Source organism: Rhodococcus sp. KB6, from assembly GCF_001445685.1.
Lineage (GTDB): Bacteria > Actinomycetota > Actinomycetes > Mycobacteriales > Mycobacteriaceae > Rhodococcus_F > Rhodococcus_F qingshengii.
Genome location: NZ_LNAK01000163.1, coordinates 199926 through 224350, shown reverse-complemented (window position 1 = coordinate 224350; position 24425 = coordinate 199926). Strand labels below are relative to the sequence as shown.

Below are 24425 nucleotides of genomic sequence, written 5' to 3'. Positions count from 1 at the left end.
CAGGATAGGCGTCGCAGCACCGTAGTCCAGATTTGCCGGGTTTTAACTGTGTGGCCGGTCACATGGACTTCGGAAATCCCCAGGATGCTGCGACGCGTAACACTGCCGAAACAAAGGGTTGACGAGCGGGCAACACCAGCTCCCTACCGTCTGCCTCGACGGATTCAACCGACATCACCTGGCTGAAGCGACTTAAGGAGCACAAGCGTGGCGTTCACCACGGCCGAAGAGGTCATCAAGTACATCGCGGACGAGAACATCGAGTACGTCGACATTCGGTTCAGCGACCTGCCCGGCGTCCAGCAGCACTTCTCGATCCCGGCGTCTGCTTTCAACCAGGACGTGTTCGAGGACGGCCTCGCATTCGACGGATCTTCGGTCCGCGGATTCCAGTCGATCCACGAGTCCGACATGATGTTGCTTCCCGACGTCACCACGGCGCAGATCGACCCCTTCCGCAAGGCGAAGACCCTCAACATCAACTTCTTCGTGCACGACCCGTTCACCCGTGAGTCCTACAGCCGCGACCCGCGCAACGTTGCCCGCAAGGCCGAGGAGTACTTGGTCAGCACCGGCATCGCGGACACCGCATTCTTCGGCGCCGAGGCCGAGTTCTACATCTTCGACTCGGTTCGCTACGACTCCGGCATGAACTCCGCTTTCTACGAATTGGATTCCATCTCCGGTTCCTGGAACACCGGCGCAGAGACCAACGCCGACGGCTCCCCGAACCTCGGCTACAAGGTTCGCGCCAAGGGTGGCTACTTCCCCGTCGCTCCGTACGACCACTACGTGGACCTGCGCGACGAAATCTCCACCAACCTGACCAACGCGGGCTTCGAGCTCGAGCGCGGCCACCACGAGGTCGGCACCGGCGGACAGCAGGAGATCAACTACAAGTTCAACACGCTGCTCGCAGCTGCTGACGACCTGCAGTTGTTCAAGTACATCGTCAAGAACACCTGCTGGCAGCACGGCAAGTCCGCGACCTTCATGCCGAAGCCGCTCTTCGGTGACAACGGCTCGGGCATGCACGTCCACCAGTCCCTGTGGAAGGACGGCAAGCCCCTCTTCCACGACGAGTCCGGCTACGCAGGCCTCTCGGACATGGCTCGCCACTACATCGGCGGCATCCTGCACCACGCTCCGTCGCTGTTGGCCTTCACCAACCCGACGATCAACTCGTACCACCGTCTGGTGCCGGGCTACGAAGCCCCCATCAACCTCGTGTACAGCCAGCGCAACCGCTCGGCAGCTGTCCGTATCCCGATCACGGGCAACAACCCGAAGGCAAAGCGTCTCGAGTTCCGCGCACCCGACTCCTCGGGTAACCCGTACCTCAACTTCGCTGCACAGATGATGGCCGGCCTGGACGGCATCAAGAACAAGATCGAGCCGATGGCTCCGGTCGACAAGGACCTCTACGAGCTTCCCCCGGAGGAGGCTCGCAACATCCCGCAGGCTCCGACCAGCCTCGAGACGGTCATCAACCGCCTCGAAGCCGATCACGAGTACCTGACCGAGGGTGGCGTCTTCACCACCGACCTGATCGAGACCTGGATCTCGCTCAAGCGTGAGCAGGAAATCGCTCCGGTCAACCTGCGTCCGCACCCGTACGAGTTCGAGCTCTACTACGACGTGTGATCCGCATCCTGACGTAAGTCAGACCTGCGAGTACCGAGTCCACCCGTCCCGCTTCTGCGGGGCGGGTGGACTTGTTTCGTCCGAGGGAAACCCCTCGGACAGATGATGACCGGCCTTCATACCGGACGCGGTCGAATCGCGGATCAGCCGCGGGCACGTTGACCGATGGCCGCATTGTTGACGATATGGGCGATTCGACCTGCCCGTGTTGCGTCTCGAGCGGCACTGACGATCCACCACAGCATCTGTTTGCGGGCGCTGGGCGGAAAACTGTCCCAGTTGCTTCGCGCTTGCGTGTCCAGGTCCAGCGCCGCCTGCAAGTCAGATGGTTCCTCGAGGTCTTCGACTTGGTCGAGAATCGTCCATCAACCAGTGGATTTCGCGGCAGCAATGGCACCACGACCAGCAGCGGTCATGAGGCCACGCGCCTCCATATCAGCTGCGCGTTCGCGGTTGAGTCGGGTCCAGGAACTCTTGCGTCTCCGCGGTGTGAACAGTTGCAAATTGCGCTCTTCGTCGAAGATGGTGTTAGTGGAATCGATCCACCCAAAGCAGATCGCTTCCTCAACGGCCTGAGGGTAGGGGCAGCGTGGTCGGCTGGTGGTGGTGCGCCAGGAGCACAACCACACTCCACGGCCTGACGTGTGATTGTCCGTCAACCAGGTTCGCCACTGTTCGCGAGTCTCGGCGTGGATGATCGGGTAGTCGAACTTCCACGTCGGGGGGTGGACGGAAGCCGGCGGCGATGATTTCGAATCGGTCACTTACTCTCCAAGCCTAGAGGGAATCGGATACGTGTCTCGATAGACGAGGGGCCTGCGCAGGGAACACGTCCCCGCGGCAACTTGGACGTGAATGGTCTTGTCGCGCAATCCTCTTCTGACTGTCATGGTGGCGAGACCCTGAGGTGAAGGGCGAGCCGACTGACGGTGTCGGCAAGCTCGGTTGGTTCGATGACGACCACTGGGGCGGTGAGCGCAATGCGCGCAACCGTCATGGCGAGCCTGCCGAGATCTTCGCTGCGGATCTCGACAAGGCAGCGGTCCGCTGCCACCTCGATCGGTGTGTGGTCAATCCATCTGAGTACGCCCTCGAGGTCGGCGAACGTAGCTTCGATGGCGAGTTTTGCATCGTGGTGACGGGGTGGCGAGCCGACTGATCTCGCGACGAAGCCTGCCGCGTCACCGCCCGGGATCTCGCGTGGCGTGAAATGACTGCCTGCCAGCCAGGGCTCCGAGAGCCGGTCCAGTCGAAATGTTCGCCAATCCGAACGATGGTGGTCCCATGCTACGAGATACCAACGACGCCCCGCCGTGACAAGGCGGTGCGGCTCGACGAGCCGTCTGCTGCTCTCGCCATCACCTCGCCGATAGTCGAAACGAACGTGCTCGTGGTCACGACATGCCGCAGCGAGCACACTGAGTGCTTCGGGATCGACGATGTCGTCATTTGCCCGCCGCATGGAACTGACGCTCGAATGCAGTGCCGACACACGTCGGCGTAGTCGATGGGGCAGGAGTGTTTCGATCTTCGTCAGCGCGCGCAGCGCCGTTTCTTCGATGCCTCCGATGGCGGCCTCGGCGGCGTAGCGCAGTCCGACGGCTACCGCCACGGACTCGTCATCGTCGAGGATCAGGGGCGGCACGTGCGCCCCCGTTGCAAGTCGGTAGCCCCCGTATTTTCCGGACGTGGAATCGACCGGATAGCCGAGGTCGCGTAGGCGATCGATGTCGCGGCGCACCGTCCGCTGCGTGACATCGAGTCGTGCGGCAAGTTCGGCACAGTGCCAGAAGCGATGAGTCTGAAGGAGCGAGAGCAGTTGCAGTGCTCGGCCTGTGGGATCGTTCCGCATTTCTTCAGATTGCCAGCGATCTAGGACTTTATGTGTCCACGATGCTCCCTATCGTCGGAGCAACCGGTCGATCCAGACACGAGATCGGTACTCGACTCAAAGGAGCATCCGTGAATCCATCCGACTTCCCCAGGCCCGTCCTCATCCCAGTGAACGGCGTGGAACTCGAAGTCTTCGAAGCAGGGCGACACAATGCCGGGAAACCCATCGTGTTGTGTCACGGATGGCCAGAGCACGCCTATTCCTGGCGATACCAGGTGCCCGCCCTTGTCGAGGCGGGCTACCACGTCATCGTCCCGAACCAACGCGGCTACGGCAGTTCGTCACGTCCGACCGAAGTGACGGACTATGACATCGAACATTTGGCGGGTGATCTCATCGCACTTCTCGATCACTACGGCTACGACGATGCCACCTTTGTCGGTCACGATTGGGGTGCCTTTGTCGTGTGGGGCCTTACCCTGTTGCACCCGGACCGGGTAAACAAAGTGATCAACCTGAGCCTGCCCTACCAGGATCGCGGAGAGCAGCCGTGGATTGAGTTCATGGAAGCCGTGCTTGGCGGTGATTTCTACTTCGTCCATTTCAATCGACAGCCGGGCGTCGCGGACGCGGTGTTCGAAGACAACACCTTCCGGTTCCTCCGCAACCTGTACCGGAAGAACGAACCCCTCAGGGAACCTCAGCCGGGTATGGCGCTGATCGATCTCGCCAAAGCAGAGACACCACTCGGTGAGCCCCTGATGAGCGATAGAGAATTGGCCGTTTTCGTCTCCGCCTTCGAATTGACAGGATTCACGGGCAGTGTGAACTGGTACAGGAACCTTGACCGCAACTGGCATCTGCTGGCGGAGGTGGACCCGATCATCCAACAGCCCACACTCATGATCTACGGCGACCGTGACGCGATCGCGAGAGCTGAGAACCTGACAGAGTTCGTGCCCAATGTGGAAGTAGTCAATCTCGATTGCGGTCACTGGATCCAACAAGAAAGACCCGAAGAGACCAACCAAGCGATCTTGAACTGGCTGGAACGGCAGGATGCCACATAGTTTCAAGGCTAGGTGCGGTCTCAGTGAAATGTCAGTCTCATTCAAGTCCAGTAGGGGGCTTGATCCGGACCGACCTTCTTCGAGATTTGGCGAGAGCGTCGGTAAACAAACCATGCACTCAACCCGACGATGGGCACAAGCCAAATCCCGACAGAGAAGGCGACAGCGCGCCACACACCGACTCGCCCGGACACAGAAACCACATCGGCCGTTCCGACAAGACACAGGGAAAGCCAAATCAAGGCGAGAATGAATCCGCCGCCGTACAGAAGAAAGAATGCTTCGAATCCGTCCATGCAGTCCATTCCACTGTCGGCGCAGTCCTGAAGCCCAGCCGCACCGAGTAGGGAAATGTTCACGGTGGCGATGCTACGGGCCAGGGCGTCCCGAACTGCCGAACAAGCGGGCGGATTCGGCGATGCGAACGCCGCTCAGCCCGAACAGAGTAGAAGCCCCACCCCCGTGGGGAGGGCGGGGCTTCCTCTGGTCCGGCGCTCACGCACAGTGGGAGGGTGGTGGACATGCCCGACCGACGACACGGCAGGGAGTCAAGCTGCCGCGCCCAAGCGCTGACCTGAGGGAATGCGCCTGAGATCGTGGTTACGAGAACCATTAAAGCAGACAAACTGGACGCATGTTCAGGAATCGCGAGATTCGACCCCCGCACGTCAGAAAGATCTCACTGCACCCGATAGGTTTCGCTGCGGACAGGATCCACCAACCGCCGCATGACCTCGCACGCGCGGTCCGGATCCGTGTACGGCGGAATCATCATCAAAACGAGTTGACGACCATAGATATCGTCGAGATACATCAAATCGTGGGGCTGGCCAGGGTACGGACCCCGCACTTCCAGTCCGTCGACCTCGTCGATACGACGCTGCGCGCTGCTGATCGTGTTCCAGTCGAACGCAACCCGCGCGATCGGCCCCAACCTCAGTGAAAGTGCGGATATCAGATCGTGAAGCTCCGCCGTGACGTTCGTGGTCCACGGGAACCACGCGCCGTCAACCGATGCCTTGACGGCACCTTGCCCACGAAGCAGGAATCGCGGAGTCCGCGTCGGCGACGGGAAAGGTTGCCCGACATGGCGCTGCGGCGCTCCCATTGCATAGTCGAGAGTGCTGATGTGCGCCATGACGAGGCTCCTTGACGGAGGATTCGTGGAACCGTCAGGCAGAGGTGCCCGGTCGTGGGTTCCATACCTTCAGACTACTCCGCTACGCAATCCCGACTACGCATCGACGGAAATGATCACGCCAGTGTCGCCGTACGGGAACGGACCATTACCGATGTGACCGAGGGTGTTGAAGAATTTCGAAATAGGCACCATCACAACGTATTTCGCTTTGACTTTGCTGCGGATCTCGTCGAATTCAGCTCCACCGCTCACCAACTGAGCGGTCCCGGTGACCGGCGACGCACCGTCGGCAACCTTTCCGCGGTTGTTGCACGGCACCACGGTGACGCGTGGGTTGTTCCGCAGACGCTTGGCCTTACCCGACTTCGAGGAAGTCCAGAAGCCGATACGTCCGTCAGGCAGAGGCACGACCCACGTCGGCGTGGCTACGCCGTCACCGCTCTTACGGAATGTGGTGACCGAGATCGTCTTCTCTTCGCCCAGGGACATGAAACGAGCGTATGCCTCCACAACGTCCACGACCATGCACGCGAATGAATTTTCTCTACCCCAGGAGTTTCAAAACGGACAATTATCCGGACGAAGGTGAACAACAGGTGCCGAGTGGTGGAAATGTCGCGGAACGACCACGTCTGAGGTCGATTTGAGGCCCGGAGGTGTTGGAACATGACTTCTCGTGAATGCGGAACTCATCGTTCTCCTCGTCGTCGTCGTAACCGCTCTGGGGTTCGACTTCACCAACGGTTTTCATGACACTGGCAACGCTATGGCCACGTCGATTGCAACCGGCGCCCTCAAGCCCAAGGTGGCAGTCGCTCTGTCTGCTTCCTTGAACCTGGTCGGAGCTTTCCTCTCGGTAGAGGTTGCTGCCACCGTGGCCAAGGGCGTGGTGAACCTCGGAAATGTGGGTGGCCAAGCGCTGCTCACCATCGTCTTCGCCGGCCTTGTCGGCGGCATCATCTGGAACCTGGCAACGTGGTTGCTCGGCATCCCCTCGAGTTCCTCACACGCACTGTTCGGCGGCCTGATCGGCGCCGCCATCGCGTCCCTCGGCATGAGCGGTGTCGCCTGGAGCGGCGTCCTCAGCAAGGTTGTCATCCCCGCAGTTCTCGCTCCCGTCGTGGCCGGCTTGGTTGCCGCGGCCGGCACCTGGCTCATCTACCGCATCACCTCCAACGTCGGAGAAGAAACCAAGGACAAAGGTTTCCGACTCGGCCAGATCGGTTCGGCTTCACTCGTTTCCCTCGCACACGGCACCAACGACGCTCAGAAGACCATGGGCGTCATCTTCCTCGCCCTGGTCGCCCACGGAACCATCTCCGCCGACGCGGACATGCCGTTCTGGGTCAAGCTCACCTGTGCGCTCGCGATCGCTGCCGGAACCTACCTCGGCGGTTGGCGAGTCATCCGCACTCTCGGCAAGGGACTTGTCGAGATTGCCGCACCACAAGGCATGGCAGCCGAAGCATCCTCTGCTGCAATCATTCTCACCTCCAGCCACCTCGGCCTTCCGCTCTCCACCACCCATGTGGCGACGGGTTCCATCATGGGAACCGGTCTGGGACGCAAGGGCGCCGAAGTTCGTTGGGGCGTAGCCGGACGTATGGCGGTCGCCTGGTTGATCACTCTTCCGTCCGCTGCAATCGTCGGCGCTCTGTGCTGGGGACTGGCCGACATCGTCGGCGGCCTGCCCGGTGTCCTGGTCGTCTTCGCCGTGCTCATCGCGTTGGCCGGCTGGATGTACCTGCGCTCCCGCAAGGAGCCCATCGATCCGAGCAACGTCAACGCCGAGTGGGACGGCGGCCTGGTGCCTGCAGAGGTCCCCGGTCCGGACGCCCGCGTCACCACCGACGTCAAAGCCTGAAAGAGGGAATCGACATGGATATCTTGAAAAACACCGTCGACTCGCTCTGGCAGGTCGTACTGGTCGGCCTCCTGCTGGGCGCCGGACTACCGGCGATCTTCGCAATCGGCCTGAAGTCGCTCGACGCCGGACAACGTGGCAGTGGCGGCGGGAGCACTGCCGTCGCGGCTCGCAGTCCGTTGGCCGTGGCAGGCGCAGTGGTGTGCTTCGCGGTCGTGCTCATCGCGATCGTCACCGGAATCCTCTTCATCATGCAGGGCTTCCTCAGCCACACATTCGGCATCGAGATCTTCTGATCCCGTGCGCCCTCACGAGCGGAAAGACATCACCGTGACTGCACCGACTCCATCCCTTCCTCAATCCATTCTTGACTGGCTTCGCGCCGGCTACCCCGAAGGCATACCGCCCAAGGACCGCATTCCGCTGGTCGCATTGCTACGACGCAAACTCTCGGACGCGCAAATTCGAGACATTGCCATCGGCGCTGCACTCGCAGAACTGAGCGACGTCAACAGCGACCAGGTGATCTCGAGCGACGAGATCAGCGCTCAGATCGCCGATCTGACGAGCCAGACTCCCTCGGACGAGGACATCGCGCGCGTTGCCTCCGTCCTTGCTGCCGCCGGGTGGCCCCTCGCCGATCTCGACAACCACTGAAGCTCGATTCGTTGAGTCTTCCACCACTTCTGGCTTCGATACTCGGCTGGCTGCGTGCCGGGTATCCGAACGGTGTGCCGGAGCAGGACTACGTCCCTTTGATGGCCCTGCTCCGGCGACAACTGTCCGACGACGAGATCGCCGTTCTTGCTGACGATCTCGTCGCCGGCTTTCCGCTTCCGGTCGATCCGATCGACTTTCCCGGTTCGGTCGATCCGATCGACATCGGCGTCCTCATCACCAAGGTCACCGACGATATTCCGCACGAATCGGACGTCGCTCGGGTACGTGAACACCTGATTCGTGGAGGTTGGCAAATCGTGGCACAACCTCCGGTCGACGACGCCTGACGGCATTACGGTAAATCGGACCAGTTTGATAACGAACCGGTAACGGTGCCGTCGAGGTCAATACAGACCACTTAGTGTCATAAGGAATTCCGCGCCTCGGGGGGCTCGGTCGGATTTCGGTGTGCAAGCACCTTTGGGGCGGGAGTGATACATGCACGAGGCTCACACAGATTTGGCGAAGAACCCAGATATTTCGAACCCGGATCTTTCGAGAAACCGTATTTCGAAACGAATCAAGCGTCGGATCCTGGGCCTCGCAGCGACAGCACTCGCACTCCCCCTGACCGCAGGCCTGATCAGCGGATCGGTAGCGACCGCAGCGCCCGCGCGTACCGCCCCGGCCGGTGGCTACGAGGAAGTGTTCGTCGACTCGTCGATGGGACCGATCAAGGTTCAGATCCAGTGGGCTTCGCGCGGCGGCAACGCGGCGCTCTATCTTCTCGATGGCCTACGAGCACGCGACGACCGAAACGCATGGAGTTTCGAGACCAACGCTCTCGAGCAGTATCGCGGCGACAACGTCACCCTGGTCATGCCGGTCGGCGGGCAGTCCAGCTTTTACTCCGACTGGTATGCGAACAGCAATTTGAATCGCCAGCCGGTCACGTACAAATGGGAAACCTTCCTCACCCAGGAACTTCCCGCCTATCTGGAATCGCGCGGCGTCTCCCGAACCAACAACGGCGTGCTCGGACTGTCCATGGGTGGCAGCGCGGCACTGACGCTAGCCGCCTACCACCGCGATCAGTTCAAGTTCGCCGGTTCGCTCTCGGGATACCTCAACATCTCAGCTCCAGGCATGCGTGAGGCGATCCGGGTGGCCATGGTCAGCGCCGGGTCCTTCAATGTCGATGCAATGTGGGGACCGCCGTGGAACCCCGCTTGGCTCCGCAACGATCCCTTCGTGTTTGCACCCGAACTGGCTGGGCTCTCGCTGTACATATCCGCTGCGAGCGGCCTGCCCGGGCAGTTCGATCAACCGCGTCGGCCCGTCGACTTCGTGAATACCGGTAGTGCCATCGGGCTCGAGGCCCTTGCCTTGATGAACTCACGGGCATTCCAACTGCGCATGAACTCCCTGGGAATTCCGGCAACGTACAGCTTCCCGGCCAACGGCACTCATTCGTGGCCGTACTGGGGTGCAGAACTGTGGAAGGCCCGAGGCCAGATCCTCGACACCCTGAACGCTTGGTGAACTGACAACGACTCGATCACCGACAACCGCAGGCCCCGACCGATATTCGTTCGGGGCCTGCGTCGTTCGAATTCAGAGCGCGGCAAAGAGATCCACGGTATTGCCGTCGGGATCGAGAAGAACGGCGTAACGCTGCCCCCATACGGCGGCGAAGGGCGCCTTGTGCCCGGGGAAGTCGGCTGTCATGCGCTGATACGCCTCGTCTACTGCGGCGGGAGTCCCGAAATCGAAGGCCAAAGCGACGGGGTGTCGACCTTCCCCGACAGCGAAGTCCGGATCGAAGCTCGCGATGGTGGACAGCGCGTCCCAGGCCAGCCGAAGCCCACCGTCGAAAGTGAACTCCACATGCGGAGCGTCAGCGGGTGTTTCCGGAATGTCGAGCCCGAGGGTTCGGTAGAACGCGAGGGAACGCGCGAGATCGTTGGTGACGATTCCGACGAGATCGAGTCTCGGAGAGACGGACACGGTATTTCTCCTGTTTCGGGTCGAGAAGTGATCGGCGAGTGTGTGACGATGATCTGATGACCGGCACTGACACCCTCGCTCTCGACGGTAGTCGGACGGTAGCGTCGAGTCTTGAACAAAACGGCCACACCTATGTCGAGACTCGGATCACCGGTTCGGCCGGCCTCTTCAGTTGCACGTGGAAAAGCACCAGCGAAGCCCATACGCCCACGGAAGCAAAGCGGATTCTTCCCGATCTCTGCGCCGACTTCATCGTCGACAGCACCGGAAAGTCGTGGCTCGTCGGACCTGCCACCGGTGCCGATCTGGTTTCGGTCGCCGCCGGTACAACCATGTGGGGCATCCGGATCAATCCACCGGCTCTGCGGAGCCTGCTCGGCACAGCTGCCGACGCGGTGCAGGATTCGAAGATCGCCTTCGACGACATCCTCACTTCCAGACAAGCGCGGGTACTTGCCGACGCCCTGAGCCACGAGGCAGTCGACGCTCACCTACTGGGCCAGTTGTGGCGCGGACTGGAACCCGACCACGGAATCGAGCGTGGTTACTCCGCGCTCATCTCCTCCCCTTCCACGCCGATACGAGAGATTGCTGCAGACCTCGGTGTTTCCGAACGTCATTTCAGACGATCGATCACATCGGCGGTCGGGCTGTCCCCCAAACTGATTCAGAAGGTGCAACGAATGCAGGACGTGTTGACTCTCAGCCGCGGCGCAAATCTCACGCTGTCGTCGCTGGCCGGTCGCGCCGGCTACGCCGACCAAGCCCACCTCGCACGCGATACGCGTGCACTGGCAGGCCTGACACCGACTCAGCTACTGCGCGAGCACCGGTAACGATGAGTGAAGAACTGTTCGCCGCCCTCGATCACCTGGCTGCCACGTCAGCTGTCGTGATCGATCGCCCCCGAGGGTCGGCACACCCGCGGTACCCCGATGCGATCTATCCGCTCGACTACGGCTATCTCGACGGCACGGTCAGCGCGGACGGCGACGGGATCGATCTGTTCCGAGGCTCGGCCGTCGGCAACGGTGTTGTCGCCGTGGCCGTTGTTGCCGACATCGTCAAGAAGGACGTGGAAGTCAAGATCCTTCTCGAATGTACTGCGTCTGAAATCGACACTGCCACAGCATTTCTCCGCGACGTTCTAGGTCTCGGTGCCACTGTCTTGCGGCGCGCCGTCAGCTGAGTTCGTCGAATCGCGGAACAAGATGCTCCGCAACCCACTTCGCTTCCTCGATCAGAGGCCAACCTGCCAGGATCAGTGCAGTCAAACCGGTTCGGCTGCGAAGCGTGCGTACCGAGTCCGTGATCGAATCCGGATCGCCGACGTAGTACACGGCCGATGACCCGGTGCCGAAGATGTCGAGGGGTGACCACGCCGTGATACCCGCGTACAGCCCGTCACCGACGTACAACTCCTCCGGTTCCGGAAGTCGGCCGGAGGCAATCTTGTCCGCCCAACCCTGTCGCTGAGCGTCGCGGGCGGTGAAGGTCTTGAGGTCTTGCTTCCCCTGAGTACGACGACGCACTGCGTTGTCCAAGACATGAGCGATCTGCTCGACGCCCGTCTTCTCGAACAACGAACGGAACCGGTCGTGCGCCTGCGCCTTGGTGGGGCGAACGATCACACCGGTGAGCGCACCGAAGTCGGTGAACTCGCGCCCGGCTGCCTCCGCCGCCGCCCGTGCGGCAGAGAATTTGTCTTCGATGAACGAAGTCTCGCGCAGCATCGCCAAGTAGGTGTCGAGCACCTTGCCTGAATTCGCCAGGCCTGCAGGCGAATCACCGGTACCCCACAGCTGAACCTGATGCCCAGCGGGCGCATCGATACGCAGTGGTGTGTTGGGAAAGTTCGACTCCGTGCCTTCGGCGTAGATGCGGCGGAAGTTCGCCCAGTACTGCTCCCCCAACTCGTAACGCTCGTCGTGGGGCACGTTCATGTCGTACTTGGTCAGGATGTTCTCGCGTCCGTTGACCGAGTTGATCAACAGTCGGCCGCCGCTGAAGGCGTCGAAAGTCAATGCCTTCTCCGCCAGCAGTCGCGCCGGCGTCATGTTCGCGTAGACAGCGACGAGGAACTTCATGCGCGTGGTGTGCGCTGCCGCCCACGTCGCCGAGATGAACGGATCGTTCGGCCAGGTGGCAACAAGCGCACCTTCGAATCCGCCGTCGTCGATGGTCTTCGCGAGCTCGATCTGCCTGGCCCCGTCCACGGGGAACAGCCCACCGGGGCTCCACGGGTAGTCCCCGTCGGCCTGGGTGAGATACCAGAATGTCTTGATGCCCATCAGTTCTGCACTCCAGCCGGCAGGTCGAACGATTCGATTCGGGCACGTGAGCGGATGGTGTCCGCATTCACGTTGTAGAGCGCGTCGAGGTACGCGACCGCGAAAGAACCAGGACCTGAGGCATTTTCCTCGGCGATCTCCGATGCCACGGCAACATGCGTATGCGCGGCAACCAATCCGTCCAGCGCGGTCGGCGTCACGGCGAGGTAGGCAGCGACCAGGCCTCCCAGAGAGCAACCGGTACTGGTCACGCGCGGCAACTGAGCGCTGCCGCCGGAGACTCGGACGCCCCGGGTGTCACCGCCCGCATCGCGGCCGACGATGTAGTCGACCGGTCCGGATGCCGACACGGCATCGGCATGCTTCAAGAGTGACAGAGCGGCGGGCACTGCGTCGGCGGACGCGGAGGCACTGTCGACGCCGCGGGTGTCACCGCCGAGTCCCGCAAGCGCGATGATCTCCGACGCGTTCCCTCGGATGGCGTTGGGGTGAAAGCGCAACAAGTCCACAGCGATACCGCTCCGCCAGGGCAGTCCACCGACACCGACGGGATCCAAAACCCATGGCGTACCCGCAGTTCGCGCCGCTTCTGCTGCTATCAGGAAGGCTTCGGCAGTCCCGTCGTCCGGCGTCCCGAGGTTGACGAGCACTCCCCCGGCGACGGCAGCGAACCCACCGGCTTCGTGAACGTTGTCGATGTGAGCGTTGCTTGCGCCGGCAGCGAGCAGAACATTGGTCAAGAAGTTCGCAGAAACGATGTTGGTCAGCGACTGGACGAGCGGTACCTGATCGCGGAGTGCGTCGATCGCCGACGCGACGGTTTCGACAGAGACAGTGTCAGACATGAGAATTCCTTCAGGACGGGAGGTAATTGAGGACTGCGGCGATTCAGGACCGCGGACATCGAACATCCGCAAGCGCGCCGCCGGGCTCACCGCCGACAACCATCGGCAAAACCGGATCTGCAGTCCATTCCTCCAACGAGCCGTCGTAGACCTTGACGTCCTCATAACCGCCGCGGATCAGCGCAAGTGCTGTCAGGCACGCCGAAACTCCACCGCCGCAATAGATCACGACAGGGTCGGCGGCGGTTGGTAGAACGTCAGCAGATTTCGACAACACTTCCTCGACTGGAAGCATCCTGGAGTCGGTGTCGAGGAGACTCTTCGCGGACAGATTCACGCTTGACGGAATGTGTCCGCGTCGCGAGTATCTCGTCTTCTCCGTTCCCTCGTACTGCTCAGGCGCGAGAGCGCACACCAGCGTTCCGGCTTCTTCTCCTGAGGACAGTGAGGCAACGCGAGGTAGATCGACCCACAGGCCAAGGTCCGTCACACTCCAACGCTTCGACGCCGACGTGTGGGTGACGTCGTCGCCGCTCGCGAGGGCGAAGCCGCATCGAGTCCATTCGGCGAGGCCACCGTCGAGGACCCTTGCTTCGATGCCGGCGTTGCGAAACACCCACCAGAGCCGTGATGCCCAGGTGGTCGAACCCTGGTCGTAGATCACGATTGTCGCACCCGGTTCGATACCACTGGATTGGAGATCGGACATCAACTGCTCCGTTGACGGGCGTGTGAAATGCAGCGCCGCTTCCCTTTCGGAAAAGACGTCCATGAGGTCGACGTGTCGGGAACCCGGGATGTGCGAGGAAACCCAGCCGTCGTACCCGGACTCCGGGCGATAGTCGCCGTCGAATCGCGCGGGAGGAAAATGAACCGTCGCGTCGAGCACAGCGACGCCTCCCTCGCGCAGCATCGCGTCGAGTTCAGCAGCACTCACCAGCGGCGACGCGGTCTCTCCAGCCACTTCAGACCCTCTCCCTCGGAAACGAACAAGCACGAACCTAAATGAGTACTAGCGTATACGCAAGTACTCACTCGTCGCCGATGGCATAATCGAACGCGCTCTACTTGCATGCACAGGAATGAGGACACATGGATCTCGACGCCGATACGAGCACCACCGATCTGCTGGTGCCGGAGGCTGCGCTCGGCCGGTCCGATCAGACCTCGCGGCAGTACCTGCGCCTGCGAGCCGACATCCTGGCCGGCAAGTTCCCCCAGGGCGCTCCGCTGCACGAGACTCAATTGTGCGAATCGTACGGCGCATCGCGTACCCCGATCCGCGAGGCACTCAACTGGCTCGCGCACGACGGTCTACTCGAACGAGCCGCCCGCGGTTTTCGTGTCCGCTCCGGCACTCCCGAAGACGTCATCGAAATCTACGCAGCGCGGGTTGCCCTCGAATCGGAAGCCGCCGGCGCCGCCGCACTCCGCCACAGCGATCTCGACCTTGCCCGCCTGGACGGATTGCACGAGTTCTGCTGCACTGCAACAGAAGGCACCGAGGTTCGTGCCGGAAACTTCAAGTTTCACGAGGCCCTCTGGCAGGCCGCCCACAATTCCACGATCACCTCATTGCTGATCCGCCTCACCACCCAACTGCGAATCTACGACAGCGGCCCGCCGTCGAACTACGGCGAACCTGACCTGCTCAATTCGGAGCATCAAGAGATCCTGAACGCCATCCGCGCCCGGGACGAATCGTCCGCACGTGGTCACATGCGCAACCATCTCGAGCGCAGCCGCGACCAACGAATAAGGATGTTCGCCAGCCGCTGACTTCAGACAGCCCAGATTTCTGCACGCCGACGCCTGCGCCGCCGTCGCTCAGACGGGGAGCGTGCCGGTCTCGACGTCGTACACGCTCTCGGCCGGGCTCGACATCACTCGATCCGCCATCTCCTGCTTGAGCTCTGTCAGCCGTGACTCGTCTTCGGCCGTCCGGTCGGACTTACGGGACAGAGTGATGAACTCGTCGACGACGAACCCCTCCCGAACAGTCAGCGTGACGCTCGCGCCGCGATAGGTGATCCGAAATACGTACAGCGCGAGCGTGTTTCCACGTTCACGCCTGGCCAAGGAACTGTCAACGGTGTACCGCCCTTCGGTCACCGCGCGCGTGACCAACTCGAACGAATCGCGCACTCCTGGTCCGCCGTGTGCGGTGGTGACGACCAGCTCGCGACGCTCGACGGAGCCTTCCCCGCCGAGCACACCGAGAGCGCGCTCGAGAACCTTGTAGGCATGCGCCACGCCGCCCGGGGCCTGCGGACCGTGATAGCGGAGGGCGTCCTCGTACGTGAAGTCGAGCGTCGTCCCGTGATCGGTCACGGTGAGCGTGGTGGTCATGATGGGCGTCCTTGCCGATCAGTGCTGGCGGTCGATCGGATTGATCCGCGAGACGATGAGCGGATCGATCGGGGTGAAAGGAAAGTGCGGCAGATCCCGTTCCGGAACACCGAACGAGGCCGAGAGAACGCCGCGTGAGAACGCGGAAGCCGTTGCACGGTAGCCTATGTCGCGCGGCGTCGGCTGGTCGAAGAAGATGAGGAAGTTGATGTCCTCGTCACCTAGAACCTCGATGTGATGGGGATAGGCACGCGGAACGAAATACACCTGACCAGGCTCCAGTAGGTAGGTGTCGAGCGAACCGTCCGGATCGAGGACCGTCATCCGCCCGTGACCACGATGCACGTATCCCATTTCGGCAGTGACGGGATGCCAGTGTGGCTCACGCATCCCACTCTCGCGAATAGTCAACGAGTACATCGAAAGATCCTCCAGCGCCGCCCAATACTGCTTGCGCGCCACTTTCGCCTGTCCGTACGGATATGCGAGAGGCGCGATCTGGCCTTCGAGATCGAAGAGATGCGCGTTGGGAAGGCCGGCGGTATCGGGAACGACGGCGGCGCCGTCCCGCCGAACTATCTGGGACGCATCGGCTCTACCGAAGACGTCGAAGGCCGATGCGGCGAGATCGTACGTGTTGCCGAGCACCGCGTTCGACATTGCGCTGACGCTACTCTGCAACGAAAAGTGCTGCGGGAGTGAAGTACGCAGGGCAGCGATGATCTCCACCTCCTCCTCTCCGACATTCTCGATGTGATAAATCGCGCCGGATTCGACGTGATACATCTGCCCCGCTCGCACCACGAAGCTGGCGAACTCGTCAGCATTGCCCAGCATCGAGACGAGCACGGTTCCGCTGGTGACGTAGGCGATCTGGTTCGCGTTGACGTTCCATTGTGGTTCACGGATCGCGCCGGGACCGAGAACAATTCGTTTGATCGACAGACCGGACAGGATCGGCAACGAACTCGTGTCGAGTTGCGAGATCGACCCAAGTTCGTTCTCGAAGACACTGGGGCCATTGCATAGTGAGGCAACGTGTGTAGACATGGCAATTTTATCCTTCCCACTCTGGTCCTTTCGACTCCGGTCCTTCCGCCTCGCTGACGTCAGTCCTCGATGAACGCGAGAATGTCCTGGTCCAGTGTCTTCTGATATGAGCCGTAGATGCCGTGAGGTGCGCCCGGATACACCTTCAGCGTGCCCTTCTTCACCAGCTTGATCGCCTTCTCGGCCGCTGCGCCGATCGGCACGATCTGATCGTCGTCGCCCTGAGCGATGAGGAACGGAACGTCGATGGCTTCGAGATCGGAGGTCTGGTCCGTCTCCGAGAATGCCTTGACGCAGTCGTAGGCCGCGGCGAGATTGACCAACATACCTTGCCGCCAGAAGTCGTCCTTCGCCCCTTGCGAGACGTCGGCACCTTCGCGGTTCGCGCCGTAAAAGCTCTCGCTGAGATCCTTGTAGAACTGCGATCGGTCTCGCAGAACTCCCTCACGGATGCCGTCGAAGACCTCGATCGGTGTGCCTTCGGGGTTGCCGTCCGACTTGACCATGATCGGCGGTACGGCGCCGGCGGTGATCACCTTGGCCACGCGCCCTTTGCCGTGCTGCGCCGCGTACCGGACCACTTCCCCGCCGCCGGTCGAATGGCCAACCAGGACCAGGTCTTTCAGGTCGAGTGTGTCGATCAGCTCAGCCAGGTCCTTGGCATATGTATCCATGTCGTTGCCGGTGTACGTCTTCGACGAGCGACCGTGTCCTCGACGATCGTGCGCGATGGTCCGGTATCCGGCGTCGGCGAACAACTTCATCTCGACCTGCCACGCGTCAGAACTCAGCGGCCACCCGTGGCTGAGGACGATCGGCCGGCCGACGCCGTGCTCGGTGTAGTATATCTCGGTTCCGTCGGAGGTGGTGATGTAGGGCATGCTCTGCTCTTCTCTGTCGAGTCGTGGACTGAGATCCGGACACGGTGCCCGGTTTCCTCACTCTGCGAGTGCCCACTACGGGGGCAGTCGACTCATCGATCGACAGAAATGTGCGTGGGGGCAGAAGACTCCGGCCCGACACCACGAAGCGTGGTGCCGGGCCGGAGCCTTCAGTCAAAGGGAAACGATCAGTAATCGTCCTCCGTGTAGACGATCATCCCGCGCAGATTCTTTCCTTCGAGCATGTCGGCGTACCCCTCGTTGATCTCCTCGAGCTTGTAAGTCTTGGTCACCAACTCGTCGAGTTTGAGTGCGCCGCTTCGGTAGTGATCGAGCAACTTGGGAATCTGGGACCGTGGCCCTACCCCGCCGAAGATGGCTCCCTGCAAACGCTTCTGCAGAAGGGTCAGCTCGAAGAGGCTGAGCGTCACCTGCGAATCTGCGTAATGCCCCATTCCGACGACCACGACCTGGCCACCCTTGCCCGTCGCGCTGAGCGCGGGCTGAATGATGTCGCCGTGAATCTCGCCCACGGTGATCACGGTGACGTCGGCCATCTTGCCCCAGGTGATCTCGCCGATCACCGGTAGCGCTTCCTCGAGGGAGGCAAAAGTGTGTGTGGCGCCGAATTCCTTTGCCTTGTCGCGCTTGAACTCGACGGGATCGATCGCGATCACAAATCGTGCTCCGGCGGACGCCGCACCCTGCACCGAGTTGATTCCGACGCCGCCGACGCCGACGACCACCACCGTGTCGCCGACCTTGGCTCCACCGATTGCGGTGGCCGATCCCCAACCGGTGGCAACACCGCAGCCGAGCAAGGCCGCCTTGTCGAGCGGGATGTCCTTCTCGATCTTGATCACCGACGCCTCGTTGACGGTCACGTACGGCGAAAATGTTCCGAGCAGGCACATCTGGATGACCGGCTCGTCGTCGAGGGTGACGCGGTACGTCTTGTCGGAGATCGCCTGCCCGGTCAACAGGCCGGCTCCTTCGTCGCAGATGTTCTGCAGACCCTTCGCACAGGACGGACAACGTCCGCACGCCGGGATGAAGGCGAGAACCACGTGGTCGCCTTCTTCGACGCTCGCGACACCCGGTCCGACCTTCGTCACCACTCCGGCGCCTTCGTGCCCGCCCAGGGCCGGGTAGAAGGGCAGCGGGCTGGCGCCCGTACGCAAATGTTCGTCCGAATGGCACAGCCCCGATGCGGCGAGTCGGACCTGCACCTCACCCGAGACCGGGTCCCCCAGCTCGACCTCTTCGATCTCCCACGCCTGACCTGGCGCCTTGACTACCGCTGCCTTGACCTTCACCTGCACTCCTCGAAATTCTTCGTGATGCACGGACGACGAAAGAACGCGCCGGCATTTGTGTCGCCGATCACACTCCATGTACGAGTGTGCCTGAAGTAGCCCGAGAATACCGTCGGTCCGTGTGCCTTTTTGGTAGCCGCCTCTACCAGAAAGGCGCACGGCTAACATGGACACAGTGGCCAAGGGAACTCGCAAGACCAGAACTCGCAGCAGTACTCCCGAGCGAGGCGAGTCCGGTCCCGTCGCCGGCACTTTTCCGATCGATACCGGGACGTGCGAACTAGTCCGCGATCAGTACTCCGACGACAGCTGGATCATCCAGATCAACGGAGTGCCCAGTTCCCACGTGAACGTCGCGGATCCCACGGTGCTCGATTTCGAGTACATGCGGTGGATCGCGCATCTGGTCGATTCCGAACGTGACAAGGCCGAGCGCCTGCGGGTGCTTCATCTCGGCGGTGGCGCCTGCTCCATGGCCAGATACTTCGCCGCCACCTACCCTGACGCGCGTCAAGTGGTGGTCGAAATCGACGGTGCTCTGGCGGAACTCGTACGCGATTGGTTCGACCTCCCGCGCGCGCCTCTTCTGCGCATCCGCGTCGGAGAAGCCCGCGCCGTCACCGAAACTCTCACCGAGTCCACCCGGGACATCGTGATTCGAGATGTCTTCGCCGGCAGCACAACTCCGACACCACTGACGACGGCGCAATTCACCACCCACGTACGACGCGTGCTCGCACCGGGCGGCATCTACATCGTCAACTGCGGCGACACCCCGGATCTTCAGGGCGCGCGCAGCGAGGCCGCAACCATCGGTGCGCAGTTCGAACACATGGCGATCATCGCCGATCCCGCGATGCTCAAGGGCCGTCGCTACGGCAACATGATCATCGCGGGCAGCGACGTACCGATCGGCGGGCAACCCGCGCTCGCGCGCGAGCTACTCGGCGGAGGAGTTCCCGCCCACGTGTGGCAGGACGCCGAAGTCCGCAAGTTCGCCGCGAATGCGCCGGTTCGCCAAGACTGAGCAAAAACGCTACTCCCCGCCGAAGACCCTCTCCACCACTGCTTTTGCCCGACGCGTGATGCGCAGGTAATTGTCGAGGAACTCCCCTGCGTCGTCGCCGTATCCAGCGACCTGCGCCACCGCCGCGAGAACACGGCCCGGGCCGGGAAGCTGATCGGTCGGCTTCCCCCGCACCAGAACGAGGCAGTTGCGTGCCTTCGTCGCGGTGATCCAGGCGTCACGCAGCAGTTCGACGTCACCTTCGCTGAGCAGTTCCGCGGCGCCGATGGCGTCGAGAGTCTCGAGGGTCGACGTGTTGTGCAGCGACTCGATCTTGTCGGCATGGCGCAGCTGCAGCAGTTGCACAGTCCACTCGATGTCGGCCAGACCGCCGCGACCCAGTTTCGTGTGCGTCGCCGGATCGGCTCCGCGCGGGAGCCTTTCGGAATCGACTCGCGCCTTGATGCGCCGGATCTCGCGCACCGCCGCATCACTGACGCCGCCCTCGGGGTAGCGGGTCTTGTCGATCATGTGCAGGAACCGCAGTCCCAGTTCAGGATCACCGGCAACCGGGTGCGCACGAAGCAGCGCTTGAATCTCCCACGCCTGAGCCCACTTCGCGTAGTACGCGTCGTAGGACTCGAGAGTGCGCACCATCGGACCGTTACGGCCTTCCGGACGCAATCCGGTGTCGACTTCGAGCGGCGGATCGGTACTCGGTGCCCCGAGGAGCTTGCGGACCTTGTCGGCAATGCTGTTGGCCCACTTGACCGCAACGGTCTCGTCGACGCCCTCGCGGGGTTCGCACACGAACAGAACGTCCGCATCGGATCCGTAGCCGAGTTCCCCGCCGCCCAATCGGCCCATGCCGATGACGGAGAAACTGGCGGGAGCCTCGGTCCCGAGTTCGGTGACGCTGGCCTTGATCACCGCGGAGAGCGATGCATTGAGCACCGCGGCCCACACCGAGGACAGCGCCTTGCAGACTGCAGGAACATCGAGCATGCCGAGGATGTCGGCCGAAGCGATGCGCGCAAGCTCGTGTCGCCGCAGCGAGCGGGCCGCAGCAACAGCACGATTGGGATCACTGTGTCGGCCGGAGGCGGTGAGGATTCCGCGAGCCACATCCTCGGGCTTCGGCTCGACCAGGCGCGGCCCGCTCGGTGAATCCGCGAACAAACGGATCACGTCGGGAGCCTTGATGAGCAGGTCGGGTAGGTACGCCGACGAGCCCAGCACGGTCATCAGACGCTCGGCCACCGCAGCCTCGTCACGGAGCAGGCGCAGGAACCACGTCTGGTCGACGAGCGCGTCCGAGAGCCTGCGGTAAGCGAGCAGCCCGGCATCGGGATCCGGTGTGTCCGCGAGTGATTCGAGCAGAGTCGGCAACAGGAGCGCTTGAATGCGACCCTTGCGTGAAGCGCCACTCGTCAGTGCAGTCAGATGCCCGAGAGCATGCTCGGGTGCCGTGTAACCGAGAGCGGCCAACTGGCGAACCGCGGCTTCTGGCCCCAGGACCAGTGCTTCCTTGTCCATCCGCGCCACCGATTCGAGAAGCGGGCGGTAGAACAACTTGGCGTGCAGGCGGCGAATCCGATGCGAATTCCGCTTGATCTCGGCGCGCAGGACTCCCAGGGAATCCAGACGACCGTCGGGTCGCATGTGCGCGGCGCGGGCCAGCCAACGCAGCGCTTCCTCGTCGTCCGGCGGCGGCAGGGTGTGTGTGCGCTTGAGCTTCTGTAACTGCAGACGGTGCTCGAGCAGACGCAGGAATTCGTACGACGCAGTCAGGTTGGCGGCGTCGTCGCGGCCGACGTATCCACCCGCCGCCAATGCAGTCAGTGCATCGACGGTGCTCTGGACATGCAACGAACTGTCGGCGCGCCCGTGCACCAATTGCAGGAGTTGGACGGCGAATTCGACGTCGCGCAAACTTCCGCGGCCGAGTTTGAGTTCACGCTCACGCAGTTCGGGGGGAACCATTTCCTCGACGCGTCGACGCATGGCCTGGACTTCGGGGACGAAGTCCTCGCGCTCGGAGGCGATCCACACCATCGGGCTCATCGCCTCGGAGTACTGGCGACCGAGCTCCATGTCGCCGGTCATCGGACGAGCCTTGAGCAGTGCCTGGAACTCCCAGGTCTTGGCCCAGCGCTTGTAGTACGTGATGTGGGATTCGAGGGAGCGAACCAGTTCTCCGCGCTTGCCTTCGGGCCGCAGCGCAGCATCGACCTCGAAGAATGCGGAGGTACCGATACGCATCATCTCACCGGCAACGCGACTGGCCGTCGCATCGGCCGGTTCGGCGACGAACACCACGTCGACGTCGGAGACATAGTTCAGCTCGCGCGCACCACATTTGCCCATGGCGATCACGGCGAGCCGGATCGGACAGCTGCCCTCGGGACACACCGTTGCGATGGCCACCGCAAGTGCAGCGGTCAGCGCGGCGTCGGCCAGATCGGAAAGCTGGTGCCCCACAGTCTGATACGGAACTACGGGTTCGTTCTCGACGGTCGCCGCAAGATCAGCCGCAGCCAGCAGCATCAGCTGGTCCTTGTAGCTCTTACGCAGAGCAACAACAGCTTCCGGCCCGGTCACCGTGGCGCGGTAGGTCAGGGAACCTTCGGTGGCACCCTCGTCGACAGTTGCACCCACGACCTCCAGCAAGGCTGCAGTCGCCTCGTCCTTGGTCGGCAGAGCGGTGCCGTCGAGCAGTTTCCAGCCGATCGGATCCGCGGCCAGGTGGTCGCCGAAGGCCGACGACGCACCCACCAGTGCGAACAAACGGCCGCGCAGGCTCTTGTCCTTGCGCAGGACCTGATCGAGTTCGCGCCACCCGTCGCCGAGCCCGTCCTTGATCCGCACAAGGGTGCGCAGAGCGAGGTCGGCGTTCGCGGCACGCGACAGCGACCACAAGAGTTCGATGCTCTCGGCGTCGACCCAACCGAGCTGACGCAACTCGTCGGCAGCGGTGGGCTCGACCAGCCCGAGTCGACCCGGTCCTGGAACTGCTGATCTCGCAGCGGGCGGTTTCACCGTCACAGACCGAGGTAGGTCTTGAGCTCGAACGGCGTCACGTGGCTGCGGTATTCCTCCCACTCACGACGCTTGTTGCGCAGGAAGAAATCGAAGACGTGCTCGCCGAGTGCTTCGGCCACGAGCTCCGACTTCTCCATCTCGCGCAGAGCGCTGTCCAAGTTGCTCGGCAGTTCCTTGTAACCCATGGCGCGGCGCTCGGCGGAGGTCAACGACCACACGTCGTCTTCTGCCTCGGGCGGCAAGGTGTAGCCCTTCTCGATGCCGCGAAGACCGGCAGCAAGCAGGACCGCGAAAGTCAGGTACGGGTTGCAAGCCGAGTCTGGGCTACGGATCTCGACGCGGCGCGAGGACGCCTTGTTGGGCGTGTACATCGGGACGCGAATGAGAGCCGATCGGTTGGACGGGCCCCACGACGCAGCAGTGGGTGCCTCTCCCCCGTGGACGAGTCGCTTGTACGAATTGACCCACTGGTTCGTGACCGCACTGATCTCGTTGGCGTGCTCGAGGATGCCGGCGATGAACGCCTTGCCGGTCTCGGAGAGCTGCATCGGATCGTCCGGATTGTGGAAGGCGTTGGTGTCGCCCTCGAACAGGCTCATGTGGGTGTGCATCGCGGAGCCGGCCTGATCGCTGAACGGCTTGGGCATGAAGCTCGCCCGGACGCCTTCACCGATCGCGACCTCCTTGACGACGTACCGGAACGTCATCACGTTGTCGGCCATCGAGAGTGCGTCGGCGTAGCGCAGATCGATCTCCTGCTGACCCGGCGCGGCCTCGTGGTGGCTGAACTCGACCGAGATGCCCATCGACTCGAGTGCGTCGATGGCGTGGCGGCGGAAATTCGGAGCCGAATCGTGCACAGCCTGGTCGAAGTATCCGCCCGAGTCCGCCGGGATCGGTGGAGTGCCGTCGATCGGGCCGTTCTCCAGAAGGAAGAACTCGATTTCCGGGTGGACGTAGCAGCTGAAGCCCAAGTCGCTGGCCTTGCTCAACTGGCGACGCAGTACGTGGCGCGGATCGGCCCACGACGGCGAACCGTCGGGCATCGTGATGTCACAGAACATGCGAGCGGAATGCTGCGCACCGTCCTTGTGGGCCCACGGCAGGATCTGGAATGTCGAGGCGTCGGGCCGAGCGACGGTGTCGGCTTCGGAGACTCGAGAGAATCCCTCGATGGCGGAACCGTCGAATCCGATTCCCTCCTCGAAGGCGCCTTCGAGTTCGGCGGGGGCGATCGCCACCGATTTGAGGTACCCGAGAACATCGGTGAACCACAAGCGGACAAACCGAATGTCGCGCTCTTCCAGGGTACGAAGCACGAATTCTTTTTGGCGATCCATGCACGCGAGACTAAGCAAGCCACGTTAAATCTGTGTTACATCAGTGGTCCCGGTTAACAGAGTGATTGGTCACCATCGAATAGGC

At 62.3% G+C, this 24425-nt stretch carries 26 protein-coding genes; 11 read left to right on the top strand and 15 right to left on the bottom strand.

The window, feature by feature from the left end:
* The first annotated feature begins 207 nt into the window (after positions 1 to 207).
* The gene (gene glnA / locus ASU23_RS32015) at positions 208 to 1644 is read left to right on the top strand and encodes a type I glutamate--ammonia ligase (RefSeq protein ID WP_003941609.1); all 1437 of its coding nucleotides are present in this window, start codon (positions 208 to 210) and stop codon (positions 1642 to 1644) included.
* A gap of 143 nt (positions 1645 to 1787) precedes the next feature.
* Here the strand turns inward: glnA and ASU23_RS35035 are convergent, their stop codons facing one another.
* Positions 1788 to 2003: a YdeI family protein gene (locus tag ASU23_RS35035; protein ID WP_301336410.1), complete on the bottom strand. Its 216-nt coding sequence runs from the start codon at positions 2001 to 2003 to the stop codon at positions 1788 to 1790.
* Between the two features lie 527 nt (positions 2004 to 2530).
* Positions 2531 to 3496 carry a YafY family protein gene (locus ASU23_RS32005; RefSeq protein WP_058039446.1) on the bottom strand — a complete coding sequence of 322 codons (966 nt, stop codon included), beginning with the start codon at positions 3494 to 3496 and terminating at the stop codon, positions 2531 to 2533.
* Between the two features lie 110 nt (positions 3497 to 3606).
* Here ASU23_RS32005 and ASU23_RS32000 point away from each other — a divergent pair, with 110 nt between their 5' ends.
* Positions 3607 to 4548 carry an alpha/beta fold hydrolase gene (locus tag ASU23_RS32000; protein WP_058039508.1) on the top strand — a complete coding sequence of 314 codons (942 nt, stop codon included), beginning with the start codon at positions 3607 to 3609 and terminating at the stop codon, positions 4546 to 4548.
* Between the two features lie 41 nt (positions 4549 to 4589).
* Here ASU23_RS32000 and ASU23_RS31995 read toward each other — a convergent pair whose 3' ends face one another.
* The 3 genes from ASU23_RS31995 to ASU23_RS31985 all read right to left on the bottom strand — a co-directional run bounded on the left by ASU23_RS31995 (position 4590) and on the right by ASU23_RS31985 (position 6178).
* Positions 4590 to 4907 (bottom strand): hypothetical protein, encoded by a 318-nt coding sequence (locus tag ASU23_RS31995; RefSeq protein ID WP_234551555.1) that lies wholly within the window; start codon positions 4905 to 4907, stop codon positions 4590 to 4592.
* 320 nt (positions 4908 to 5227) lie between these two features.
* On the bottom strand, positions 5228 to 5686 hold the full coding sequence (locus ASU23_RS31990; protein ID WP_058039445.1) for a DUF5994 family protein: 459 nt from the start codon (positions 5684 to 5686) through the stop codon (positions 5228 to 5230).
* A 96-nt stretch (positions 5687 to 5782) separates the two neighbouring features.
* A complete protein-coding gene (locus ASU23_RS31985) occupies positions 5783 to 6178 on the bottom strand; it encodes a PPOX class F420-dependent oxidoreductase (RefSeq protein ID WP_245361458.1) in 396 nt (131 codons plus the stop codon).
* A gap of 187 nt (positions 6179 to 6365) precedes the next feature.
* Here ASU23_RS31985 and ASU23_RS31980 point away from each other — a divergent pair, with 187 nt between their 5' ends.
* From ASU23_RS31980 to ASU23_RS31960, 5 genes are all read left to right on the top strand, one after another.
* Positions 6366 to 7553: an inorganic phosphate transporter gene (locus ASU23_RS31980; RefSeq protein WP_047270833.1), complete on the top strand. Its 1188-nt coding sequence runs from the start codon at positions 6366 to 6368 to the stop codon at positions 7551 to 7553.
* 14 nt (positions 7554 to 7567) lie between these two features.
* Positions 7568 to 7849, top strand: coding sequence for a hypothetical protein (locus ASU23_RS31975; protein WP_003941641.1), 282 nt, complete (start codon positions 7568 to 7570; stop codon positions 7847 to 7849).
* A 28-nt stretch (positions 7850 to 7877) separates the two neighbouring features.
* Positions 7878 to 8210, top strand: a complete 333-nt coding sequence (locus ASU23_RS31970; RefSeq protein ID WP_037129727.1) for a DUF3349 domain-containing protein — start codon at positions 7878 to 7880, stop codon at positions 8208 to 8210.
* Positions 8211 to 8221: 11 nt separating this feature from the next.
* Positions 8222 to 8560, top strand: coding sequence for a DUF3349 domain-containing protein (locus ASU23_RS31965; RefSeq protein WP_007735437.1), 339 nt, complete (start codon positions 8222 to 8224; stop codon positions 8558 to 8560).
* A 151-nt stretch (positions 8561 to 8711) separates the two neighbouring features.
* On the top strand, positions 8712 to 9755 hold the full coding sequence (locus ASU23_RS31960) for an alpha/beta hydrolase family protein (RefSeq protein WP_172827113.1): 1044 nt from the start codon (positions 8712 to 8714) through the stop codon (positions 9753 to 9755).
* Between the two features lie 72 nt (positions 9756 to 9827).
* On the opposite strand, the gene ASU23_RS31955 is transcribed toward ASU23_RS31960, so the two are convergent.
* Positions 9828 to 10220 (bottom strand): VOC family protein, encoded by a 393-nt coding sequence (locus ASU23_RS31955; protein WP_058039444.1) that lies wholly within the window; start codon positions 10218 to 10220, stop codon positions 9828 to 9830.
* A 56-nt stretch (positions 10221 to 10276) separates the two neighbouring features.
* Here ASU23_RS31955 and ASU23_RS31950 point away from each other — a divergent pair, with 56 nt between their 5' ends.
* The gene (locus ASU23_RS31950) at positions 10277 to 11056 is read left to right on the top strand and encodes an AraC family transcriptional regulator (protein WP_207624275.1); all 780 of its coding nucleotides are present in this window, start codon (positions 10277 to 10279) and stop codon (positions 11054 to 11056) included.
* 2 nt (positions 11057 to 11058) lie between these two features.
* Positions 11059 to 11409, top strand: coding sequence for an inorganic pyrophosphatase (locus ASU23_RS31945; protein ID WP_047270827.1), 351 nt, complete (start codon positions 11059 to 11061; stop codon positions 11407 to 11409).
* On the opposite strand, the gene ASU23_RS31940 is transcribed toward ASU23_RS31945, so the two are convergent.
* Genes ASU23_RS31940 through ASU23_RS31930 form a run of 3 tightly spaced genes read right to left on the bottom strand, consistent with a single transcriptional unit; the run spans position 11402 to position 14320 of the window.
* Positions 11402 to 12511: an LLM class flavin-dependent oxidoreductase gene (locus ASU23_RS31940; protein ID WP_058039443.1), complete on the bottom strand. Its 1110-nt coding sequence runs from the start codon at positions 12509 to 12511 to the stop codon at positions 11402 to 11404. The genes ASU23_RS31945 and ASU23_RS31940 overlap by 8 nt on opposite strands.
* Positions 12511 to 13356 (bottom strand): hydroxyethylthiazole kinase, encoded by an 846-nt coding sequence (gene thiM, locus ASU23_RS31935; RefSeq protein ID WP_058039442.1) that lies wholly within the window; start codon positions 13354 to 13356, stop codon positions 12511 to 12513. Before thiM ends, ASU23_RS31940 begins: the two co-directional genes overlap by 1 nt.
* A gap of 43 nt (positions 13357 to 13399) precedes the next feature.
* Entirely contained in the window at positions 13400 to 14320 is a 921-nt protein-coding gene (locus tag ASU23_RS31930) for a sulfurtransferase (protein WP_082661509.1), read from the bottom strand.
* A 128-nt stretch (positions 14321 to 14448) separates the two neighbouring features.
* Here ASU23_RS31930 and ASU23_RS31925 point away from each other — a divergent pair, with 128 nt between their 5' ends.
* On the top strand, positions 14449 to 15135 hold the full coding sequence (locus ASU23_RS31925) for a GntR family transcriptional regulator (protein WP_058039441.1): 687 nt from the start codon (positions 14449 to 14451) through the stop codon (positions 15133 to 15135).
* A 48-nt stretch (positions 15136 to 15183) separates the two neighbouring features.
* Here ASU23_RS31925 and ASU23_RS31920 read toward each other — a convergent pair whose 3' ends face one another.
* The 4 genes from ASU23_RS31920 to ASU23_RS31905 all read right to left on the bottom strand — a co-directional run bounded on the left by ASU23_RS31920 (position 15184) and on the right by ASU23_RS31905 (position 18952).
* Positions 15184 to 15705, bottom strand: a complete 522-nt coding sequence (locus ASU23_RS31920) for a hypothetical protein (RefSeq protein WP_054186672.1) — start codon at positions 15703 to 15705, stop codon at positions 15184 to 15186.
* Between the two features lie 18 nt (positions 15706 to 15723).
* Complete coding sequence (locus tag ASU23_RS31915) at positions 15724 to 16755, bottom strand: cupin domain-containing protein (protein ID WP_058039440.1); 1032 nt, start codon at positions 16753 to 16755, stop codon at positions 15724 to 15726.
* A 59-nt stretch (positions 16756 to 16814) separates the two neighbouring features.
* Positions 16815 to 17636, bottom strand: a complete 822-nt coding sequence (locus tag ASU23_RS31910; protein WP_003941629.1) for an alpha/beta fold hydrolase — start codon at positions 17634 to 17636, stop codon at positions 16815 to 16817.
* A gap of 188 nt (positions 17637 to 17824) precedes the next feature.
* Positions 17825 to 18952, bottom strand: coding sequence for an NDMA-dependent alcohol dehydrogenase (locus tag ASU23_RS31905; RefSeq protein WP_003941634.1), 1128 nt, complete (start codon positions 18950 to 18952; stop codon positions 17825 to 17827).
* A gap of 166 nt (positions 18953 to 19118) precedes the next feature.
* Between ASU23_RS31905 and ASU23_RS31900 the strand changes: the two genes are divergently transcribed.
* Entirely contained in the window at positions 19119 to 19979 is an 861-nt protein-coding gene (locus tag ASU23_RS31900) for a spermidine synthase (protein ID WP_007735449.1), read from the top strand.
* 9 nt (positions 19980 to 19988) lie between these two features.
* On the opposite strand, the gene ASU23_RS31895 is transcribed toward ASU23_RS31900, so the two are convergent.
* Positions 19989 to 23003 (bottom strand): bifunctional [glutamine synthetase] adenylyltransferase/[glutamine synthetase]-adenylyl-L-tyrosine phosphorylase, encoded by a 3015-nt coding sequence (locus ASU23_RS31895; protein ID WP_030537556.1) that lies wholly within the window; start codon positions 23001 to 23003, stop codon positions 19989 to 19991.
* Positions 23000 to 24340, bottom strand: a complete 1341-nt coding sequence (locus ASU23_RS31890; RefSeq protein WP_003941637.1) for a glutamine synthetase family protein — start codon at positions 24338 to 24340, stop codon at positions 23000 to 23002. The genes ASU23_RS31895 and ASU23_RS31890 overlap by 4 nt, the downstream gene beginning before the upstream one ends.
* Positions 24341 to 24425: the final 85 nt, after the last annotated feature.